Genomic DNA, 20541 nt, shown 5'->3' with positions numbered 1-20541 from the left:
CCCGGAGTTAATCATGAATATCGCGATCATTGGCACGGGCTTCGTCGCCGATTACTACATGACCACGCTGCGCAATTACCCGCAGCTTAAGCTGCTCGGTGCCTTTGATCGCTCGGCAGAGCGCCTGAAAGTCTTTGCTTCGCATTATAATGTTCGTGCCTATGAAAGCTTTGAAGCAATCCTTGCTGATAAAGATGTGCAGATTGTGCTTAACCTGACAACGCCGGAGAACCATTACGCCATTTCGCGCGCAGCGCTTGAAGCGGGCAAGCACGTCTATTCGGAAAAGCCGCTGGCCATGGATTTCAACGATGCCAAGGAACTGGTTGAGTTTGCGGCTGCAAACGGACTGACACTGGCCGCTGCCCCCGCCAACGCTTTGAGCGATGCACAGAAGCTTGTTGCGACTTCCATAAGCGAGATTGGTACGCCGCGGCTGGTCTATGCCGAAATGGAAGACGGCCCGGTTTTCCGCGACAAATGGGCGACATGGCGCTCGCAATCGGGTGCGCCTTGGCCGGGTCTGCATGAGTTTGAGATTGGCTGTACGCTGGAACATGCAGGTTATGCACTTTCATGGCTCGTATCGCTGTTTGGTCCTGTGGAAAGCGTGACGGCTTTTTCCTCAATCACCTTCCAGAACAAAGGACCGGGAACGGAGCATCTGCGTATGGCACCAGATTTTTCCGTGGGTTGCCTGCGTTTTAAATCCGGTCTTGTTGCACGTCTGACGTCCGGCCTTGCCATGCCGAAAGATCGCAGCCTGACAATCGTGGCCGACAAAGGCTCCATTACTGTCGATGATCTCTGGGACAATCGCTCTGCGGTTCGTCTTGAATCGACAGAGAGAAAGCGTTCCATCCTGTCGCGCGTTTTTGGGCGTCTGGAAGCAAAGCTTGGTAAGACGCTGGCGTGGAAACCCGCTGTCGGCAGCAAGCTCGCTTATCCAAAGGGGAACACGGTCAGCCTGCCGTCATTCCCGTCACAGATTGATTTCATGCGTGGCGTGGCGGATCAGGCGCGCGCCATTGAAACAGGTGAGGCTGCGTTTTTCTCTGGTAATGTGGCTTTGCACATCACCGAAGTGGCCCTTGCACTCAACAATGCTGGCGAAAATGCAGCACCCTATAAGGTGCAGAGCAGCTTCTAATTCGGCTTTTGCGCAAGCACAGTGCTGATGATGTTTGCAACCGCAGCACTGTGTTCAAGCGGCATGATCGGGCTTAAAGTCTCGCCGCGTGTCACGGCATTGCGCACGGCTTGCGCCTGAAATTGAAGTCCGTTGCCTGAGAATGGATGATGCTCAACGGTTCTGCCCGGAAGCGGCAGGCGGTTGAGAATTTTTCCAACCAGGCCGCCCGGTCCTTTTGGCCCGATGGCTGAATTCAGCACGCTTTCCGAAAAGATCGTGAGCCGTTGTGCCTTGAGAAACGGTGCATGCAGCATAATCGCACCCTTGGTACCTTCAATCAGCATTCGGTTTTCGCCGTCATGATCAAAGCCACAGGAAAGATGGGCTTTGGCATGGGGATAGGTCAGCTCAATTACTGTACGCATATCGACGCCGCTCTTTGCGCGTATCCAGCGACCGCTCACCGCATCGGGCAATCCGAGAAAACTGAGCGCTAGCGAAACCGGATAAACGCCCAGATCAAAGGCCGCACCACCACCAAGCGCGGGATCAAAAAAGCGGCTTTTTGGGTCTTCTTCGCGAAAATAGGACAGATCGGCCTCAATGCGCTTAACCATTCCGATTCGCCCCGCTTTGATATACTCGCGGGTGGCATGAATTGCCGGAAGAAAGCGGCTCCACATGGCTTCCATGGCAAAGACATGATGCGCTTTGCTTGCTGCTTCGATCTGGTTGGCGCCGTCGGCATCAAGCGTCAGCGGTTTTTCCGTGAGGCACGCTATGCCAGCGGCAATGGCCTGCAAGGTTTGCGGCACATGCATGGCATTGGGCGTGGCAATATAAACCGCATCAATTTCCGCGCTGTTGAGAAAGGCAGCAGCATCATTAAAGGCTTGATCCGCACCGATGCGGCTTTTGAAATCCTCTGCACTCTGCATGGAACGCGAACAGACAGCACTCACGCGCATAGCGCTGCTTGCCTGAATATCGGCAGCAAAAGCATTGGCAATCGTGCCTGTACCCCAGATGCCCCAGCGAAAATCCTTGCCGTCGCGCTGCTTGTTCGTCATGGTTTTACCGCCTACCCCTGCGCAATACCCTTGTCTTTCATCGACTGTATATCGCATGATATGCGGGATTACGACTGGCTTTGCCGCCGACGTCTCTCTTCATGTGATCAAGGTAAAAATATGAGTGGAATTGTTGTAGCCGTTGCACGCGATGCGAAGCATCACTTCTCGAAACAGCTGGTTTCAGAGATAAGCATTGTCGCTGGCGAGGGTGTTGAAGGCGATGCGCACAAGGGAGTGACCGTCAAACATCGGTCGCGTGTGAGGGCAGATCCCACGCAACCCAATCTGCGTCAGGTCCATCTCATTCAAGCCGAACTGTTCGATGAGCTGACAGAGAAGGGGTTTGACATTGCGCCTGCACAGTTGGGTGAAAACATCACCACGCGCGGGATCGATCTGCTCGCACTGCCCAAATCGACCCTTCTCAAAATTGGGTCCGATGTTGTCCTTGAACTCACGGGCTTGCGTAATCCATGTTCGCAGATTGAGAAATTTGAGAAGGGGCTTTTGGGCGCTGTCCTCGATAAAACGGAAAATGGCGAACTGGTGCGTAAAGCTGGCGTCATGTCGATCGTTCTTGCGGGTGGAAATGTGCAGGCTGGTGATCATATCAAGATTGAGCTACCACCGTTGCCACATGAGAAACTCGAGCGTGTTTGAGCATTTAAATCGGTTAGTTTCTCAGAAAAGGCTCTATCAAATTTGTGTCATATGCCCTAGATCATCCAAGAATAGGATACAGACTGGTATAAGCTGGCGCTAAATAATGCGACAGCAACAGCTATGACAGCCCAGTCTGTCGGCTCTCTATTTCTCTACGGCAAGCCAGTTGGCTGTGTTTCAAAAGGGCAAAAAATGGAAAAAGCAGATATCGGTATGGTCGGTCTCGGCGTCATGGGTTCGAACCTTGCGCTGAATATCGCCGAGAAGGGCTACACGGTAGCCGTTTATGACCGCGACGAGCCCGTGCTGAAAGCATTCATCGAAAAAGCTGGTGCTCTGCGTGACAAGATCATCCCTTGCGCGACCTTTGAAGAACTGGCTGACAATATCCGCAAGCCACGTCCGATCATCTTTCTGATCAAGGCTGGCGCGCCCGTTGACGCCGAAACCACCCGTCTTAAGGTTTATCTTGAGAAGGGCGACATCATGATTGATGCGGGTAACTCCGATTATCGTGACACGATGCGCCGTCTGAAAGCGCTTGGTCCTAACGATCCGACCTTTGTCGGCATGGGCGTATCGGGTGGCGCAGAAGGTGCACGCCATGGTCCATCCATGATGGTTGGCGGTACTGAAGAAGCCTATGACCGCATCGCACCAATTCTTCTGGCTGCGGCTGCAAAATATAACGGCGAGCCTTGCTGCGCTCTGGTCGGCCCTGATGGCGCAGGCCATTTTGTAAAGACGATTCACAACGGCATTGAATATGCTGACATGCAGATGATTGCCGAAATTTATGGTATTCTGCGTGATGGTCTTGGCCTTTCGGCGCCTGCAATCGGTGATGTGTTCGAGAAATGGAATGCCGGCCCGCTAAATTCCTATCTCATTGAAATAACAGCAAAAGTTCTGAAGGCTACCGATCCTGAAACTGGCAAGGCGATGGTCGATATGATCCTTGATCAGGCCGGGCAGAAGGGTACAGGTCGCTGGTCTGCGATTGAAGCGCAGATGCTCGGTGTGCCTGCGACTGGCATTGAAGCTGCGGTTGATGCACGTTCAATCTCGTCGCTGAAAGCTGAACGTCAGGCTGCGGAAAAGGCTTATAATCCTGCGCCGCGCAAACTCGATATTGCTGATCAGGCGCAGTTTCTTGCTGATCTTGAGCAGGGGCTTCTGGCTGGAAAGATCGTCGCCTATGCGCAGGGCTTTGCCGTTCTGGCCGCAGCGTCAAAGGAACATGGCTGGAATATTCCGCTCGCTACAACGGCGCGTATCTGGCGCGAAGGCTGCATCATCCGTTCGCTGTTCCTCGACGATATTGCACAGGCTTTTGAAGGTCAGGACATCGAAAATCTTCTGCTGGTTCCGGCCTTTGTTGAACGCATGGGCAAGGCATCGAAAGGCCTTCGCAAGATCGTTGCACAGGCTGCGCTTGCAGGTCTGCCGCTTCCAGCACTCAGTTCGGCATTGAGCTACTTCGACAGCTTTACGCAGTCGCAGGGTACGGCCAATGTCATTCAGGGCCAGCGCGACTTTTTTGGTTCGCACGGCTTCAAGCGTGTGGACAAAGAAGGCGATTTCCACGGCCCATGGAACTGAGATATTGCAGCCCTGATTGCATGAAAGTACAAAAAAGCCGCCCGTTTGGGCGGCTTTTTTGGTGTTAATCTGCCAAAACGAGCAAATCATGTGCTGCAAAATGCACAATGACCTTGTCGCCACGTTGTGGTGGTTTAAGCGCCGGATCATTGAACGTGTCGAATGAAAGCTGATTATTGCCAAGGGCAACGCGGGTTCTGATAACCGAGCCAAGAAAGTGGACATCTTCGATGGTTGCATCAAGCGATGTGTCATGGCTCTTGCGCGCTTCAAGGCTGACCGCTTCCGGGCGCAGGGCGAGCGTGATCGTTTTGCCCTTTTCGTGATGCCCAAGTTCTTCATTCACCTTGATCGTGCATCCGTCGAGCTCGATGCTGTTCTGGTCTGGTTCGGCAACCGATGCTTCCAGCATATTGAGCGTGCCGACGAAGGAGGCGACGAAGCGCGACGCAGGGCGGTTATAGATATCGAAAGGTGTGCCGATCTGATCGGCCTTGCCTTCATGCATAACGACAATACGATCAGAAATGGAAAGTGCTTCTTCCTGATCGTGGGTCACAAAAACCGTGGTAATGCCGAGCTTTTGCTGGATCGCCCGGATTTCCTGACGCAGAGAAATACGGATCTTGGCATCAAGTGCGGAGAGGGGTTCGTCGAGCAGAAGCACTTGCGGTTTGGTTGCAAGTGCGCGCGCCAGTGCCACACGCTGCTGCTGACCACCTGACATCTGATAAGGATAGCGGTCGGCGAGATGTTCCAGCCGGATCAGGCTGAGCATTTCCTTGACCGTCGCGTCGATTTCAGCCTTTGGCTTGCCTGATACGCGCAACCCGAAGGCGACGTTCTGGGCAACGGTCATGTTTGGAAACAGCGCATAGGCCTGAAAGACCATGCCGATGTTGCGCTGGTTAGGCTTCAAATCAACGACATCTTTGCCATCAATTTCGATTGCCCCCTGATCGGCGCTTTCGAAGCCTGCAATCATGCGCAGGACCGTTGTCTTACCGCAGCCCGAAGGTCCGAGGAAGGAAACGAATTCACCCTTTTCGACGGCGAGATTGAAATCGTGGACGACGGTATTGGCGCCGAAGCTTTTTTTCAGGTGCTTGAGATTAAGAAAAGCCATGAAGGTTACCCGGCGGTTGTCTTGAATTTATTAAGGCGTGAAACGAGTTGCAACATGATAATACTGAGCCATGTAATGCCAAAGGAGATGATCGCCAGCGCGGAGGGTTCATAAGCGCGGTTTGCGCCGACGAGCTGGAGATAGGGGCCGAAGGCCGGACGATTGAGCAGCGAGGCAAGCGTAAACTCGCCGATAACGATCGCAAAAGTGATGAACGCACCACTCATCACCCCCGACATGACATTGGGAAAAATGACTTTGAACATGATCCGGCCCCAGCCTGCGCCAAGACTTTGGGCCGCTTCCGTCAATGTGCGAACATCAATCGTGCGCATGGCCGTATCGACGGCGCGATACATGTATGGCAGCGAGAGCGTCATATAGCCAAACATCAGCAACAGGTCGGTTGCACGCGTTGATGAGGTGAATGGCAGCCATGATGACGAATTATAGATGCGCAGATAGCCAAACACGATGACGATTGCCGGAATAACCAACGGCATCAGGGTGATGAATTCGATCAACGGGCGCAGATGCGGCAGGCGCAGACGTACCCAATAAGCCGTTGGCACGACAAGAAGCACGCCGAAGATGATGGTCAGGATGCCGAGCACAATCGAATAGCTGAATGTGGCCTGAAAATTCGGATCGCTGAAAACAACACGATAGGCATCAAAGGAATATTCGCCGCGGCGCATACGCAATGAAAACTCAAAAGTACCGATCAATGGCACGATGAAGTAGATCGCCCCAATCAGGAAAGCGATCCATGCCCCGATTTTCTGGGCGTTAAAACCTTTCTTCATCGCTGCCACCTTTCGGCACGCATACGCAGCCAGATGTAAAGAAGATTGGAAAGTCCGGTGATCACAATCATGCCAAGCGCCAGTGCATAGCCAAGATTCTGGTTATGCAGCACGTCGCCTCTGATCTGCGCATAAAGCAGGATCGGAACGATGTTGAGCGAAGAACCGGTCAATGCATAGGCCGTGGCAATTGCTCCAAAGGCATTTGCGAACAATAGCAGTGTTGTGCCGAGCAGGCTTGGCCAGAGAATCGGGAAAGCTACCATGCGCCAATATTGCAGATTGGTGGCACCTAAGATCGAAGAGGCTTCACGCCATTCTTTTTTCAGACCGTCGAGGGCAGGGGTCAGAATAAGCACCATCAGCGGAATCTGGAAGAACAAATAGGTGATTGTGAGACCAAAAAAGCTCAAGAGGTTGAAGCCGGTCGAGTAAAGATTGAAACCGAACCACTCACGCAACAGGATCGTCACGAAGCCGGTCCGGCCAAGCGTCGCGAGAAACGCGAAGGCCAGCGGAACGCCAGCGAAATTCGATGCAACACCTGAGAATGTCAGAACGGTCGGGCGCAGCCAGCGCGGCAGATTGCCAAGCACAACGGCCCAGGCCAGAAAGAAGCCGATCAATGCACCGCCGATGGCAGATGCGAGGCTCACTTTAATCGAAACCCAATAGGCACTCATAATTTGAGGCTGGAAAAGGTCGTAGACATTTTTCAGCGTAAAATTGCCGTTCGGGTCCTGAAACGCGCCGACAATAAGATACATGGTCGGCCATAAAAGGAAGAGAATGGCAAACAGGAAAAAAGGCGCAACGCCAACATATGAAAGCGGCAGTTGACGCTTACGCACCCTGCTAACTGGCGCGATTGTTTCGGCTGATGAATTCATGCGTTCTTTCTATATCTGTTTTGGAAGCACTGTGACGACCATTTCTGGTCGTCACAGGCATAAACAGGGCGAGATGAAATCGCTTACTGAACGTTTGCGCCGACGACGCTATCCCAGTTCTTGGTGATTTCTTCCTGAGCGGTTTCAATCTGTTCAAGCGTTGGGAAGATTGCCTTTTCATAGGATTCTGCCGGTGGCAGCTTGTCGAGCAGTTCCTGTGGAATCTTGCCAGCTTTCGCCATCGCATTGAAGCGAATCGGATGGCAGTAGCCCTTCAGATAGCCAAGCTGGCCTTCGTCAGAGTAGATGTGTTCCATCCAGAGCTTGGCAGCGTTTGGATGCGGTGCGTAAGCGCTGATGGCCTGCACGTAAACGCCAGCAACAACGCCCGACTTTGGAATCACGGTTTCGATTGCCGGATTGCCTTTGAGCGTATCACGGTCTGCGAGCGCGTTATAATCCCAGCGGATGATGATCGGGGTCGAACCCTGCGCCAGCGAAGCAGCCTTGCCGATGACTGGAACGAAGTTACCATTTGCGTTGAGTTCTTTATAGAATTCGAGGCCTTTTTTGCCAGCTTCCGCGCCCGGTTCTCCACCACGGGCGATACCGGCTGCATGAACGCCGAGGATTGCCTGTGCGGAAACACGTGGATCACCGGCCAGAGCAACCGAGTTTGCGTAATCGCTCTTGAGCAGGTCTTCCCAATCCTGAGGGACGTCCTTGACGATGTCTTTGTTTACTTCAAAACCAAGAACGCCGTAATAGTCGCCATACCAGTAACCTTCTGGGTCCTTGGCGCTATCCGGAATTTCGTCCCAGGTTGAGACCTTGTAAGGTTGGATCAGACCGTCTTTCTTGGCTGTCGTGCCAAAAGCAAAGCCGACGTCAATAACGTCAGGAGCCTGAGGGCCTTTGTTGTCTTTGTTTGCCTTGATGGCTTCGATTTCGTCGCCGGAACCCGCATCAGGGTTCAGCTCGTTGACCTTGAGGCCATACTTGTCTTTGAAGCTTTTGATGATTTCGCCGTAGCCACACCAGTCGTGCGGGAGAGCGATCGTTGTCAATTGGCCTTCTGCCTTGGCAGCGGCGATGAGTTCGGCTGATGGTTCGGCAGCAGCAATAGAAACTCCGCCAACAGCGATTGCCGTCGATAGAGACAGCAGACGCGCAGTAAAAGCAAGCATTGTTAGACTCCCCTGTTAAGTCGGACGAACGCTCCCGGTCGATTCCAGTGTTCGCGCACTCCCGATAGCCGCCATAGATGACGGTTGGATGACAGATCGCGGCTTGTCACAAAATGTCAGCGGTGGAAAGTGAAACACGTTTTCAGGCACTTAGCAATTGACCCATAAGGTTGAACTGCATTTTTATGACAATAAATGTGACAGAGCTTTCGCCGCTGTCACATTTATAAGAGAGGCTTTTCCCAAAACGACAGGCTTTAGTCTGCTGGCGGCATGACGCGCGCAAGTGGCTTTCAAATGAAAATTAATGAACGGAGGACGAAGCTGGATCAGCTTCGTTTGAACCTGAGTTTTCAAGCTTGGTGGTTGCAGTTTAGTGACCGCCACCACCTCCGGCACCGGCTTTTGGCTTGCGTAACAGGATCGCACAAACTGCAAGCGAACAGAACATCATCGTCAGGATGAAGAAGACATCGATGAAGGACATAAGGGTTGCTTGCTGGCGCACCATGCCCGACATTTTGGAAATTGCAATCGTTGCGCCATCCATCCCGGCGGCATTGTATTTGGCCGTCAGATTGGCCAGCATCTGCTCGGCCTGGGCATTGCCCCAGCGAACATGCTCAGCCATCCGCTCATAATGCATATCGCTGCGGCGGGTCAGAATGGTATTGATGACGGCGAGACCAACAGCGCCGCCAAGGTTACGCGTCAGGTTGAACAGGCCGGAGGCATTTTTCATCAATGCCGGGGGCAGGGTTCCGAGCGCCAGATTGTTGATCGGCACCATACACAGCATCAGCGAGCAGCCACGCAAGATTTGCGGTATGAGAAGCTCATAGAAATCCCAGTCGGCCGTCAGGCCCGTGACCATCCAGGTTCCGGCTGCAAAGCCAAGAAAACCGATCATCATCATGAGACGCGGGTCCATGCGATTGGACAGGAAACCCGCCAGGGGTGCCGTGAAGAACATGGCAAGACCGCTCACAAACAGTGCTTCGCCGATCATGAGTGCGTCGTATCCGCGTATACTGCTCAGATAGAGCGGATAAAGATAAGTGAGGCCGTAAAGGCCGACACCCATGACAAATGAAAACAGAGAGCCAAAGGCAAAGTTGACGTTCTTGAAAGCCCGCAAATCTACAATGGGCTCTTCGGCTGTGAAGGCGCGGTAGAAGAATATGATACCGCCGATTGTCATAATCCCGGTCATGATGAAAATGGCTTCATCCTGTAACCAGTCATTGCGGGGGCCTTCTTCGAGCACATATTCCATGGAACCAAGGAAGGCTGCCATGCCAGCGAGACCCCACCAGTCGAACTTGCTCAGCAGAGAGCTGTCGCCTTCATCGAAATCGATCAGGTTCCATGCAGCGATGGTGACGAGAATGCCGGGGCCGACATTGACCAGAAACAGCCAATGCCATGAAAAAGCGTGACTGAGATAGCCACCAACAGTGGGGCCAATTGTGGGCGCCAGTGTTGCGACGAGGCCGATCATCGGCGACACGATGGATCGCTTGGATGGTGGAAAGATTGTGAAAGCTGCCGCAAACACACTTGGGATCATGCCGCCGCCGATAAAACCCTGTATAGCGCGATAGACGATCATTTGATCGATGCTGGTCGCAGTGGCGCAGAGCATGGAGGCCAGCGTGAAGCCCGCGGCTGAAACCGTGAACAGAACCCGCGTGGACACAAGGCGTCCGAGAAAGCCAGAAAGCGGAATCATAATGACTTCGGCAATCAGATAAGATGTCTGAACCCAGGAGATTTCATCGGAACTGGCACTGAGGCCAGCCTGAATTTCTGACAGCGATGCCGACACAATCTGGATATCCAGAATGGCCATGAACATGCCGAACACCATCGCAAGAAAGGCAATGGCCTTCTTGGGATCGATCCGATCATCTGCCGGAGCCATTGGCCCCATGGTGGTGTTTGCAGCCATGAAGGCGCACTCCGAAATTCAACAAAGGAAGGTGGTGCGGACATGAAAGCCGCACCACCATATCGTCATCTCATAAGCGCAATCGCTTTTATTGCTTGGCCTTATCGTCTGGCGCAGTGCGTGTGTCGACATCCACGGTCACGCTGAGACCGGCGCGGATTTTGCCTGAATCGAGCGCATCCTGAGGAATTGTGATGCGAACTGGAACGCGCTGAACAATCTTGGTGAAGTTACCCGTCGCATTTTCAGGGGGCAGCAGCGAGAACACGGCGCCTGACGCCGGAGCAACGGATGCAACCTTGCCTTCAATGTATGGACCATCAATCGCATCCACATAGATGCGTGCTGTTTCACCCGTTTTGATATGGCTGAGCTGCGTTTCCTTGAAATTGGCGTCGATATAGAGCGCGTTCACAGGAACAAGCGCTGCAATCTTCTGTCCGGGCGTTACAAGATCGCCCTTCTTACCGGAAAGATTACCGACAACACCATCAAAAGGCGCACGCAGAGTGGTGAAGCTGAGATCACGCGCAGCTTTATCGCGTGCAAGTTCCAGCGAGCGAATGGTGCTTTCCTGCTCTTTATATTGCGCATTCAGCACCTCAATATTGGCATTGGCTGAAGCGATCTGGGCGTTTGAACCCGCAAGCTTTGCCTTCGCCTGATCGAGCGAAGATTGTGCGTTGTCGAGTTCAGATTGCGCAGAGAAACGGGTATCGTGCAGCTTCTGGACGCGCACCATCGTGCTTTCGGCATTCTTCAAAACTGCCTGTGAAGCCTGCTCGTCGGCCTGGGCCTGTTGCAGGCTCGCTTTTGCGGCATCTATTTGGGCCGTGATCCGATTGAGCGTCTGCTTCTGCGTGTTGAGCTTGGCTTCAGCATCATCAAGTGCAATCTGATAATCGCCAGAATCAAGCTGGAAAATCACATCGCCAGCCTTGATGGCCTGATTGGCAACAACCGGAATGTTTTCTATATAGCCGGTCACTTTTGGTGCAATCGATGCAATGTCGCCCTGCACATAAGCGTCATCTGTCGAGACCATGAAACGGCCCACGGTCCACCAGTCATAACCGTACCAGAGGCCACCCGCCACAGCCGCAATGAGAATGCCGGGAAGCACAACGCGCTTACCGAAGCCTTTTTTATTGCCAGCGTCCGCCTTTTTCAGATCCTGCGTTGCTGCATGTGGCTCGGTGTGGGGCGATGACCGCTCACTGATCGGGTCTGCATCTACCTTGCTCTGATCATCCAGAACGGAATGTTTCGGAAATGGGCGGATATCAGCCGTATCGACAGATTTGTGGGCGGACATGAGGCAAACTTTCTTTACAACCGCTTCAATGAACCGCTTGGTTCGATGTTGACTTAGAGCAATAAGTTTCCCATATCAAGAGTGATCGAACCGCTTGGTTCGAAAATAATGAAGAGATTGCACAATGAATCGTGAACGCTGCATAGAAAATGTTGATTATGTAGCTGTTGAGGAGCGCGAAGTGGGTCGGTTCACCGATGAACCTGATAGTGATGGCTCGCGCACACGTCTGGGTGCGGGACAGGATCCTATAAAGCGCATGCAGATCCTTGAAGGCGCGCAGAGTGTTTTTCTGCGCATGGGCTTTGATGCCGCCAGCATGAACGACATTACCCGCGAAGCCGGCGTTTCCAAGGGGACGATTTATGTTTATTTTAACTCCAAAGAAGACCTTTTTGTAGAGCTTTGCGAGCATTATCGGCAGACGCTGTTCAGTAAATTGGTGGAGACGCTTGATCGTGGATTTTCATCGCGTCAGGAACTTGTGGAATTCGGCATAGCCTTGGTAACACTTATTACCTCATCAACAGCAGTCCGCGCGCAGCGTATCATCATCGGCGTGAGTGAGCGCAAACCGGAACTTGCGGCGCGTTTTTATGAACGCGGCCCCAAGCGCAGCCTGATTGTCATGGCTGATTATATGGACCGGATGATCAAGGCAGGCGAGCTTGAGCCATTTGACGTCATGGAAAAAGCCTACCAGCTCACGGATTTGTTTTTGGCGGGTATGTATCGTCCGCGTCTTTTCGGTACTCTTTCAGAACCGCCATCGCCAGAATCAATCAGAAAAAACGTAGAATCAGCCGTTGATTTTTTCTTCAGAGCTTTTGGAAAAAACGCGCAAGGTGTTTAGAAATGAAACACCCGCTTTATGGCTCGATCACAATTTGGTTATTTTTTGTAACAAATCTATTTTTTTGACCCGTTAACCACATTTCCCAACGCTTTTCATGCAAATGCATATTTGCAACGAAAAAATTGCGAGTTGATTTAAGACGTATTTTTTATCTGACTTATGGCGAATTGATGCACTTACAGTGTCGGTTCTCAGGAGAAGTGCTCAGCCTCAAATATGGGTTTTGAATATTTATATGCTAAGGAATATTAGCCAATGACTTTAGATTTGATTCACTTTCCAAACTTCAAAAAAACGTTTTTCGGTCTTTCTTTTCAAAGTGATGTGCTCTCCCTGCTGCAGCGTATTCGTGATGAGATAGGCTGCCGTCATATCATTCATACTTTCAGGGGGCGTATGGGTGACAACACAAAAGTCAGTGCTGATGATCTGACCGTTGTGATGACCGTTCCCGTAAGCTGGTCGACACGCTACTCCACGAAAAACTACTTCGTGATTGATCCGATTTTTCAGGAAGATGCACCGTATTTTCGCAATGATGCCAGCGGCATTGTCAGAAATTTGGCGGATGATGCGAAGGTATGCCCTGCGGTGATGGAGCTACAACAGGATGCCGAAAAGCACGGTCTTGGCAATCTTTTCATTGGACTTTCAGCGCGCAATCAAAAGGGTGTAATGGGTTGCACGCTGTTTAGCTTTGAAGTGACGGATGAAGATCATGAACAATTCATCGCGCGTATGCGGCCGCGTCTGCTCAGCCTTTCGGGCATCATCCACAGTTCGCTTTGTGGCTGCAAAGACGCCAATTCCGCAAATGGACTGTTAACGCCCCGTGAGGTGGATTGCTTGCGCTGGGCGGCGAGCGGGAAAACGGACGGCGAGATTGCGGATATTCTCAGCATCGCCCGCTGGACGGTTGTCACCTATCTGCAGAATGCCAAGATCAAACTCAATTGCTCCAACAGGACATCTGCAGTTGCGACGGCACTCTCCCTGGGCATTATTGATATGCCTGAAGTTCAGCATCTATTCATGTGATGTAAACTGAGCGCACGCGAATAGAAAACGGCGGGGAATCCCCGCCGTTTTTGTTTCATGCATTCTATCTCGAGCAAAACCGCTAGCAGTTGTTCTGGAAATGTTTTAGAGCGTTTCGCGCTTAATCATCCCCAATAGGCTCGCTCTATCTTCTTGCTCTTACGTATGTCACTCTCGGATCGTAGCGGGAATAGAGATCAGTTCGGTGAATTGAACTTCTTCGCGAAGGCAGTTCCCACTTTTCCGCGAGATGCTTCAGTGATTACCGCATTTTTCACACAGGCCGCGCAGCTCAAGCGTCGTCTTGCGGGATTTGAAGCCTGTCTGCACGCTCCATGCGCTGACGAGGTTTTCAATTGCTGAATCCGAGAATTCCGTGACCTGTCCACATTGCTCGCAAATGGCAAAAGCAATCAGACCATGTTCGTGGCATTGCGGATGCGCGCAGGCAACAAATGCATTGAGGCTCTCAAGTCGGTGCACCATCCCGTAATCAAGCAACTTTTCCAGTGCACGGTAAACCTGCAAGGGCGCGCGAAAACCGTCATCACGGAGTTGATCAAGGATCGTATAGGCGCTCAGCGGTCCTTCCGCCTTGGACAACACATCGAAAACGAGCGTCTGATTGCGGGTCAGGTCTTGGGATGCATGATGATGGGCATGGTTATGGTCGGTGTGATTGCTCATTGTCCTGCGGTCCGTTTCGGTGAAGCCTCTCTCCTATTTAATGGCAGGAGGCTTAAAATGAAAATAGCCAGTGTGGCAACGACGATCGATGGGCCGGAAGGCGTATCAAACTCAACCGAACCATAAAGCCCGCCGATTACGCCAAATGCGCCAATGAGGGATGCGATGATGGCCATTTGCTCCGGCGTTGTGGCAAATTTGCGGGCGGTTGCGGCAGGAATGATCAACAGTGATGTGATCAGCAATATACCGACGATCTTCATCGAGATGGCGATAACGATTGCCAGCAGAAGCATGAAAATGACCCGCGATAAGGCGGGGTTCAATCCTTCTGCACGTGCAATATCTTCGCTGACTGTTGCGGCAAGCAACGGGCGCCACAACCATGCAAGCAAGGCGAGTACCAGAATTCCGCCGCCATAAATAAACGCAATGTCGAGACGTGAAACCGCAAGCAGATCACCAAAGAGGAAAGACAAAAGATCAACGCGCACCCATGTCATGAAGGCGACGATAACCAGACCCAATGACAATGTTGCATGTGATAGAATGCCCAGCAGCGAATCCGCTGAAAGCGAGTGCTTTTTCTGAAGCAGCAGCATAATGGCTGAAATCGCAACGGCCACCGCAAAGACACCGATCATGAGATTGATATCCAGAATCAGAGCTAATGCGACGCCCAAAAGTGCTGAGTGCGCCATGGTATCACCGAAATAGGCCATACGCCGCCACACAATGAAACAGCCCAGCGGGCCTGTAGTGAGCGCAAGCCCAACACCGGCAATGAGCGCGCGGGTGAAAAAATCGTCAAGCATGGGGCGTGTCTCCCTCATGGTGGTGATGATGCTCACCCTCGTGATGATGACCGTCTTCTGTGTGGCAATGATCTGTCACCGTGCCATCCGCATGCATGACGCGGCCGTCAGGCAGGTGCGTATGATCATGGTGATGCTCATAGACAGCCAGGGGGCCAACGGCGCGGCTTCCGAACAGGCGCACATATTCCGGGCTTGAGGTCACATCACGCGGTGAACCGCTGCAGCAGACATGACCATTGAGGCAAATAACACGATCCGTTGCAGCCATCACCAGATGCAGATCATGGGAAATTAGCAGCACGCCGCAGCCGATATCATCGCGCAATTTGGCAATAAGTTCGTAAAGGGCGGCCTCACCGGAAAAATCCACGCCCTGCACCGGCTCATCAAGCACCATGATGTCGGGCTTGCGCGCAAGCGCGCGCGCCATCAATGCACGCTGAAACTCACCACCCGAAAGATTGGTAATCTCTGCCTTTATAAGGTGTGTGATCCCGACGGCGTCGAGTGCGCGCAGGATGTCATCTTTGGACAGCGGTCCCGTCAGCGTCATCAGACGCTCGACGGAAAGCGGCATGGTCCGGTCGATGCTGATTTTTTGCGGCACATAACCGATGCGCGGGCCTTTGATATGGCGAATGTTGCCTTCATCGGCCTTGAGAATATGCAGCGCCATCTTGGCCGTTGTGCTCTTCCCCGCACCGTTGGGGCCAATAAGGGTGACGATTTCGCCGCGATGAATGCTCAGATCAACATTGCGTACAAGCCAACGACCGTCGCGATAAACGCCGGCATTTTTTAATTCTATCAGCGGTTCCCGCTTCGAATGCGCGGGGAGGGCGGTCTTATGAGCCATATAAAATGAGCTTTCGCTGCCTTTTTGAGAGCGTCTTCGCGTTATTAACCCGCAGCAGCCCCGAAATCCTTATTTCAACATGTGTGAAACATATGCCGATTCGGGTTCGTTTGCGTCTCGTGGTTTTGCGCTGTGAACAATTCTCCAAAAAGAGGTTGTGTCTTCTTATTACAGACGTTATAGCATAACGCAAATGATGTAATAAAATAACATATCACTCCCACATATTGTTAACGCCAATCTGACATTCAAGAGAGCTCTATGAAACACTTCCGATCCCTGTTGTTGGCATCCGCCTTTATGGCTGTTTTTGGTAATGCCGCTTCTGCTGCCGAGCGAACTGGCATTGTGGTTTCAATCAAACCGTTGCATTCGCTGGTTGCTGCCGTCATGCAGGGCGTCGGCGAGCCGACATTGATCGTGCAGGGGGCGGGATCAGAACACGCCTATAGCCTCAAGCCTTCAGATGCAAAGGCGATCGAAAATGCCAAGGTCATTTTCTGGGCCGGTCCTTCTATGGAAACATTTCTCGACAAATCGATCGACACACTGGGCGATGGTGCCAAAGTGGTGGCGCTTGGTGATGCGGACGGTCTGACCAAACTTAAATTCCGCGAAGGTGGGCCATTCGAGGCGCATGATCACGGGCATGAAGGTCACAGCCATGATCACGACGCGCACGATCATAGCGCCGAGGCCGGTTCTCATGATGGTCACGATCACGCAAATGAAGCGGCTGAAAAGGCGCATGAACATGAGCATGAGCATGGTGCTTACGATCTGCATTTTTGGCTGGATCCACAAAATGGCAAGGTTCTGGTTGGTGACATTGCAAAGGTTCTGAGCGAAAATGATCCAGAGCATGCGGTGCAGTATGAAAAGAATGCTGCCGATTATGCTGAAAAGCTCGATGCGCTGACCAAAGATATCGACAACGAACTGCAGCCGGTAAAAGATAAGCCTTTCATCGTTTTCCACGATGCTTACCAGTATTTTGAAAACCGTTTTGGTGTGAAGGCTGTCGGTTCAATCACGGTTAGCCCGGAAAAAGCACCCGGTGCTGCGCGCATCAAGGACATTCACGAAAAGATCAAGTCACTTGGCGCTGTATGCGTTTTCTCTGAGCCACAGTTTGAGCCGAAGCTAGTGAACACAGTTATTGACGGAACGGACGCAAAAACCGGTGTACTCGATCCGCTCGGAGCTGAATTGAAGAATGGCCCGGACCTTTATCCGCAACTCATCCGTAATCTCGCAGATTCTTTGAAGGGCTGTTTGTCGAAATAAAGCACATCCCGAAAAGTGGGCACCGGTTTTCGGGCTAAGATGTGCGTGAAAAAAAAGATAAAGCACATCCCGAAAAGTGGGCACCGGTTTTAGGGCTAAGATGTGTGCTAAAATGAAAAGACAGAGCATTTCTGATGATTAAATTTAATCCAGAAATGCTCTCTTTGTTTGTTTACGCATTATCCGGCGCAAAATCGCAGCGCGCTTTTGCCGGAAAAGCTCTAACAGTCCGGCACGCAAGCTTTTAAAAACCTATCAGATCATAAACGACGGCGCTCAGTTGAGGTGTTTAAGGATTGTCAGGTGGCTTTGCCGCCTCTTTTTTGCCTCACAAATGTAATGATATAACATTAACAATCAGCACCGTCTAAATTGGCCAGCAAAGGAGTTGCCATGAAAAGGCTTCCAGTTACCGTTCTTTCAGGCTTCCTCGGAGCGGGGAAAACCACGCTTCTTAATCACGTCCTTAACAATCGCGAGAACCGCCGCGTGGCCGTCATCGTCAATGATATGAGTGAGATTAATATTGATGCCGCTCTGGTGCGCGAGGGCGGGGCCGATCTTTCGCGCACGGAAGAACAGCTTGTCGAGATGACCAATGGCTGCATCTGCTGCACGTTGCGTGACGATCTCCTGAAAGAAGTAGCACAATTGGCTTCGCAGGATCGGTTTGATTACCTGCTGATTGAATCAACCGGCATATCCGAACCTTTGCCAGTCGCCGCAACGTTCGAATTTCGCGATGAAAAGGGCGAAAGCCTGTCCGATCTGGCGCGCCTTGATACGATGGTCACAGTTGTTGATGCTGCCAATCTGTTGAAGGACTATTCTTCCAACGATTTTTTGCGTGATCGTGGTGAGTCGCTGGGCGATGAAGATGAGCGCACGCTGGTCGATCTTCTGGTCGAACAGATTGAGTTTGCGGATGTTGTGGTGCTTAACAAGATTTCGACTGCGACAGCGCAAGAGCGCGATCTGGCGCGCAAGGTCATCCGGTCACTCAATCCTGATGCCCGCATTGAAGAAGTGGACTTCGGAAAAATCCCGCTCGATTCCATACTTGATACGCGGTTGTTTGACTTCAATTGCGCCCACGAGCATCCGCTTTGGTATAAAGAACTTCATGGTTTCCATGAACATGTGCCGGAGACGGAGGAATATGGTGTTCAGTCCTTTGTCTATCGTGCGCGCCGTCCGTTCGATCCGGCCCGTTTTCAGGCCTTTATCGATCAAAGCTGGCCAGGCGTTGTTCGCGCCAAGGGCTTTTTCTGGTTGGCAACACGTCCCGATTATGTGGGCGAACTCAGCCAGGCTGGTGCTTTGGTTCGCACCAATAAGCGAGGGCGTTGGTGGTCTGCCGTTCCGCGCAGCTATTGGCCTGCAGAGCCAGAATGGCATCAGGCAATGAAGCCCTATCTGGATGCTGAATGGGGAGATCGCCGACAGGAAATTGTGTTTATCGGCGTCGATCCGATGAACAAGGCTGCCATGATTGCCGAACTTGATGGTTGTCTGGTGCCGGAAGAGGTGTTCAAGCCGGAAAGCTGGCAGCGTCTCAGCGATCCGTTTCCAAGCTGGTCCGTTGCCGCTTAATGCCAGTTCATTCAGCCGACAGCGCGGCCATTTCAGAAGCCCGGCTGTCGGCAAGCGTGCGGTGATCAAGCACATTGGCGATTGCTTCGCGCACGTCCAGCATCATGTGCCGCACTTCACAATCGGTCTCATCGCAGTCATCGCAAGGCTGATAATCGGTCTTGCTGGCACAGGCGATGGGCGCAAGCGCGCCATCAAGTGCGCGGATGATGTTGCCGATATGTATTTCATTGGCCGGGCGGGCGAGGCAAAATCCGCCGCCTTTGCCTTTGCGGCTTAATACAAAGCCCGCATTGCGCAATTCAGTGAAAATATTATCCAGAAATTTGCGCGGAATATGATGCTTCTCGGCGATTTCGCTCGCTGAAACCAATTGACCGTCCGTTACACCGGCAAGATGCACCATGGCTTTCAGGCCGTATTTGCCTTTTTTGGTTAGCATGGCACCCCTGTTGCACTGTCTTAAGAACCAGCCGATCACGCATGTGAGTGAATATATAAGAATTAGGGGGTTATGTCGGCCCGGGCAAGTTACCTTCACGTCGCATGTGTCAGACGCTTGAGCCCTTCATGGCGAGAGCAAGTGCACCTTGCAGACTGTCGCCACGGGGCTCTGCATAAAATTCTCTATAAGGAAAGCATGGCAGCGCTATATATGATGCCGCAAGTCCACCTGTTATGCTGAAACGTTTGTGCTCTTTAATTGCCATTTTTTCCAATCCTGTGCGGATCATGTTGCAGGCGTGGGTGAGGAGAGTGATCGCCAGCGGGTCGCGTTTCGCCGCAAAATCAAAAAGCAATGGTGCAAGGCTCGCATAGTCGGAAGCATTGGCTGTGCGCGAAAATGTGGTGATGTTGCGCGGATCGCCCTCGAATTTCTCCAAAACGGCCTGTGAGAGATCGGTCGAATCTTCGAAACCGTCACTCGAAAGCAAGGTATATTCCAGTAGATCCCGACCGAGACGCGCTCCGCCCGCATGATCGCTGAGCATAAAACCGCGCCCCCCGATGATTTGAATCACATCGTCGATACGCTGGACAAAGGCCGAGCCGGTTCCCAATATGACAATTGCGCCATCACCGTCACCCATCGCGCCTTCTAATGCGGTGAGCGCATCGGAAACAATTTTGCTCTTTGCAAATGGCAGACGCTTATAAAGAGTGGCATGACTGGATAGCGCGTTGGCTCCGGCCAGTCCAAGCACGGCATTGGCTGACTTATATATAGAAGCCGATAAACCGGCATTTTCGCGCGCGCGTTCGGTTGCCTCATAGATATGGAGAATGGTGTTCTCCGCATCCGCGCCAATATTAGCAGGTCCAGATGCTCCCCTGCCAAGCACGTTGCCTGCCGCATCGGCAAGGATTGCACGGCACCCGCTGCCGCCGCCGTCGATCCCAAAGTGATATTTCATCGTCATATTTGTCATTTCATTGTCGCAAAATTGGAATCAGCGCTTTCGAATGGTTGAAATTCTGTTAAAATCCACCATATTGCCTGTGGAAAGAAAAGTTATCCTTTTTGCGGATTATGCGTTGACAGTTTTGTTGAGTGGGGTCTATATGGCGCCACAACGAGGGCGGCGACGCTGCTAGCGGCAGACTGGTTCGTCCCTTGAGTTGGCAGATTGAGTTTGACAGCGATGTTTGATTTGGTTATG

The 20541-nt window shown here is 52.1% G+C and carries 19 protein-coding genes; 7 read left to right on the top strand and 12 right to left on the bottom strand.

All coding sequences use genetic code 11. From position 1 onward, the window contains the following. Window positions 1–13: 13 nt before the first annotated feature. Complete coding sequence (locus OPR82_RS18755; protein WP_265986413.1) at window positions 14–1150, top strand: Gfo/Idh/MocA family protein; 1137 nt, start codon at window positions 14–16, stop codon at window positions 1148–1150. Here the strand turns inward: OPR82_RS18755 and OPR82_RS18750 are convergent. Further along, window positions 1147–2202 (bottom strand): Gfo/Idh/MocA family protein, encoded by a 1056-nt coding sequence (locus tag OPR82_RS18750; RefSeq protein WP_265986412.1) that lies wholly within the window; start codon window positions 2200–2202, stop codon window positions 1147–1149. The two genes, OPR82_RS18755 and OPR82_RS18750, sit on opposite strands and share 4 nt — an antisense overlap. A gap of 120 nt (window positions 2203–2322) precedes the next feature. Between OPR82_RS18750 and OPR82_RS18745 the strand changes: the two genes are divergently transcribed. Next, the gene (locus OPR82_RS18745) at window positions 2323–2865 is read left to right on the top strand and encodes an MOSC domain-containing protein (RefSeq protein ID WP_265986411.1); all 543 of its coding nucleotides are present in this window, start codon (window positions 2323–2325) and stop codon (window positions 2863–2865) included. Between the two features lie 195 nt (window positions 2866–3060). After that, a complete protein-coding gene (gene gndA / locus OPR82_RS18740; protein WP_265986410.1) occupies window positions 3061–4470 on the top strand; it encodes an NADP-dependent phosphogluconate dehydrogenase in 1410 nt (469 codons plus the stop codon). Between the two features lie 64 nt (window positions 4471–4534). On the opposite strand, the gene OPR82_RS18735 is transcribed toward gndA, so the two are convergent. The 6 genes from OPR82_RS18735 to OPR82_RS18710 form a co-directional block, all read right to left on the bottom strand. After that, entirely contained in the window at window positions 4535–5596 is a 1062-nt protein-coding gene (locus OPR82_RS18735) for an ABC transporter ATP-binding protein (RefSeq protein ID WP_265986409.1), read from the bottom strand. Window positions 5597–5601: 5 nt separating this feature from the next. Continuing rightward, window positions 5602–6402 (bottom strand): ABC transporter permease, encoded by an 801-nt coding sequence (locus tag OPR82_RS18730; protein WP_265986408.1) that lies wholly within the window; start codon window positions 6400–6402, stop codon window positions 5602–5604. Then, window positions 6399–7292: an ABC transporter permease gene (locus OPR82_RS18725; RefSeq protein ID WP_265986407.1), complete on the bottom strand. Its 894-nt coding sequence runs from the start codon at window positions 7290–7292 to the stop codon at window positions 6399–6401. Before OPR82_RS18725 ends, OPR82_RS18730 begins: the two co-directional genes overlap by 4 nt. An 83-nt stretch (window positions 7293–7375) precedes the next feature. After that, a complete protein-coding gene (locus tag OPR82_RS18720; protein WP_265986406.1) occupies window positions 7376–8479 on the bottom strand; it encodes an ABC transporter substrate-binding protein in 1104 nt (367 codons plus the stop codon). 373 nt (window positions 8480–8852) lie between these two features. Beyond that, complete coding sequence (locus tag OPR82_RS18715) at window positions 8853–10430, bottom strand: DHA2 family efflux MFS transporter permease subunit (protein WP_265986405.1); 1578 nt, start codon at window positions 10428–10430, stop codon at window positions 8853–8855. An 88-nt stretch (window positions 10431–10518) separates the two neighbouring features. After that, window positions 10519–11745, bottom strand: coding sequence for an HlyD family secretion protein (locus OPR82_RS18710; RefSeq protein WP_265986404.1), 1227 nt, complete (start codon window positions 11743–11745; stop codon window positions 10519–10521). 124 nt (window positions 11746–11869) lie between these two features. Between OPR82_RS18710 and OPR82_RS18705 the strand changes: the two genes are divergently transcribed. After that, window positions 11870–12598: a TetR/AcrR family transcriptional regulator gene (locus tag OPR82_RS18705; protein WP_323054571.1), complete on the top strand. Its 729-nt coding sequence runs from the start codon at window positions 11870–11872 to the stop codon at window positions 12596–12598. A 258-nt stretch (window positions 12599–12856) separates the two neighbouring features. Next, window positions 12857–13639, top strand: a complete 783-nt coding sequence (locus OPR82_RS18700; protein ID WP_265986403.1) for a helix-turn-helix transcriptional regulator — start codon at window positions 12857–12859, stop codon at window positions 13637–13639. Between the two features lie 255 nt (window positions 13640–13894). On the opposite strand, the gene OPR82_RS18695 is transcribed toward OPR82_RS18700, so the two are convergent. From OPR82_RS18695 to OPR82_RS18685, 3 genes are read right to left on the bottom strand one after another with little or no spacing between them, the layout of a single operon-like run. Continuing rightward, complete coding sequence (locus OPR82_RS18695) at window positions 13895–14326, bottom strand: Fur family transcriptional regulator (protein ID WP_265986402.1); 432 nt, start codon at window positions 14324–14326, stop codon at window positions 13895–13897. Continuing rightward, window positions 14323–15186, bottom strand: a complete 864-nt coding sequence (znuB, locus tag OPR82_RS18690) for a zinc ABC transporter permease subunit ZnuB (RefSeq protein ID WP_396999031.1) — start codon at window positions 15184–15186, stop codon at window positions 14323–14325. Before znuB ends, OPR82_RS18695 begins: the two co-directional genes overlap by 4 nt. Beyond that, complete coding sequence (locus tag OPR82_RS18685) at window positions 15134–16000, bottom strand: ATP-binding cassette domain-containing protein (RefSeq protein WP_265986400.1); 867 nt, start codon at window positions 15998–16000, stop codon at window positions 15134–15136. Before OPR82_RS18685 ends, znuB begins: the two co-directional genes overlap by 53 nt. Before the next feature lie 261 nt (window positions 16001–16261). On the opposite strand from OPR82_RS18685, the gene znuA reads away from it, so the two are divergent. Next, on the top strand, window positions 16262–17287 hold the full coding sequence (znuA, locus tag OPR82_RS18680; RefSeq protein WP_265986399.1) for a zinc ABC transporter substrate-binding protein ZnuA: 1026 nt from the start codon (window positions 16262–16264) through the stop codon (window positions 17285–17287). A 393-nt stretch (window positions 17288–17680) separates the two neighbouring features. Continuing rightward, complete coding sequence (gene zigA, locus OPR82_RS18675; protein WP_265986398.1) at window positions 17681–18880, top strand: zinc metallochaperone GTPase ZigA; 1200 nt, start codon at window positions 17681–17683, stop codon at window positions 18878–18880. Window positions 18881–18887: 7 nt separating this feature from the next. Here the strand turns inward: zigA and OPR82_RS18670 are convergent, their stop codons facing one another. Then, window positions 18888–19322, bottom strand: coding sequence for an RrF2 family transcriptional regulator (locus tag OPR82_RS18670; protein ID WP_265986397.1), 435 nt, complete (start codon window positions 19320–19322; stop codon window positions 18888–18890). A 109-nt stretch (window positions 19323–19431) separates the two neighbouring features. Continuing rightward, window positions 19432–20310, bottom strand: a complete 879-nt coding sequence (locus tag OPR82_RS18665; protein ID WP_265986396.1) for a BadF/BadG/BcrA/BcrD ATPase family protein — start codon at window positions 20308–20310, stop codon at window positions 19432–19434. Between the last annotated feature and the right edge of the window lie 231 nt (window positions 20311–20541).

Origin of the sequence: Ochrobactrum chromiisoli, from assembly GCF_026241335.1 — a bacterium.
Taxonomy (GTDB): domain Bacteria; phylum Pseudomonadota; class Alphaproteobacteria; order Rhizobiales; family Rhizobiaceae; genus Brucella; species Brucella chromiisoli.
This window is presented reverse-complemented; position numbering and strand designations above follow the sequence as displayed.

What these genes read in the sequence shown, in the direction of transcription:
- OPR82_RS18755 (WP_265986413.1), top strand. Translation starts at nt 14, where the DNA reads ATGAATATCGCGATCATTGGCACGGGCTTCGTCGCCGATTACTACATG.
- OPR82_RS18750 (WP_265986412.1), bottom strand. Translation starts at nt 2,202, where the DNA reads ATGACGAACAAGCAGCGCGACGGCAAGGATTTTCGCTGGGGCATCTGG.
- OPR82_RS18745 (WP_265986411.1), top strand. Translation starts at nt 2,323, where the DNA reads ATGAGTGGAATTGTTGTAGCCGTTGCACGCGATGCGAAGCATCACTTC.
- gndA (WP_265986410.1), top strand. Translation starts at nt 3,061, where the DNA reads ATGGAAAAAGCAGATATCGGTATGGTCGGTCTCGGCGTCATGGGTTCG.
- OPR82_RS18735 (WP_265986409.1), bottom strand. Translation starts at nt 5,596, where the DNA reads ATGGCTTTTCTTAATCTCAAGCACCTGAAAAAAAGCTTCGGCGCCAAT.
- OPR82_RS18730 (WP_265986408.1), bottom strand. Translation starts at nt 6,402, where the DNA reads ATGAAGAAAGGTTTTAACGCCCAGAAAATCGGGGCATGGATCGCTTTC.
- OPR82_RS18725 (WP_265986407.1), bottom strand. Translation starts at nt 7,292, where the DNA reads ATGAATTCATCAGCCGAAACAATCGCGCCAGTTAGCAGGGTGCGTAAG.
- OPR82_RS18720 (WP_265986406.1), bottom strand. Translation starts at nt 8,479, where the DNA reads ATGCTTGCTTTTACTGCGCGTCTGCTGTCTCTATCGACGGCAATCGCT.
- OPR82_RS18715 (WP_265986405.1), bottom strand. Translation starts at nt 10,430, where the DNA reads ATGGCTGCAAACACCACCATGGGGCCAATGGCTCCGGCAGATGATCGG.
- OPR82_RS18710 (WP_265986404.1), bottom strand. Translation starts at nt 11,745, where the DNA reads ATGTCCGCCCACAAATCTGTCGATACGGCTGATATCCGCCCATTTCCG.
- OPR82_RS18705 (WP_323054571.1), top strand. Translation starts at nt 11,870, where the DNA reads ATGAATCGTGAACGCTGCATAGAAAATGTTGATTATGTAGCTGTTGAG.
- OPR82_RS18700 (WP_265986403.1), top strand. Translation starts at nt 12,857, where the DNA reads ATGACTTTAGATTTGATTCACTTTCCAAACTTCAAAAAAACGTTTTTC.
- OPR82_RS18695 (WP_265986402.1), bottom strand. Translation starts at nt 14,326, where the DNA reads ATGAGCAATCACACCGACCATAACCATGCCCATCATCATGCATCCCAA.
- OPR82_RS18685 (WP_265986400.1), bottom strand. Translation starts at nt 16,000, where the DNA reads ATGGCTCATAAGACCGCCCTCCCCGCGCATTCGAAGCGGGAACCGCTG.
- znuA (WP_265986399.1), top strand. Translation starts at nt 16,262, where the DNA reads ATGAAACACTTCCGATCCCTGTTGTTGGCATCCGCCTTTATGGCTGTT.
- zigA (WP_265986398.1), top strand. Translation starts at nt 17,681, where the DNA reads ATGAAAAGGCTTCCAGTTACCGTTCTTTCAGGCTTCCTCGGAGCGGGG.
- OPR82_RS18670 (WP_265986397.1), bottom strand. Translation starts at nt 19,322, where the DNA reads ATGCTAACCAAAAAAGGCAAATACGGCCTGAAAGCCATGGTGCATCTT.
- OPR82_RS18665 (WP_265986396.1), bottom strand. Translation starts at nt 20,310, where the DNA reads ATGACAAATATGACGATGAAATATCACTTTGGGATCGACGGCGGCGGC.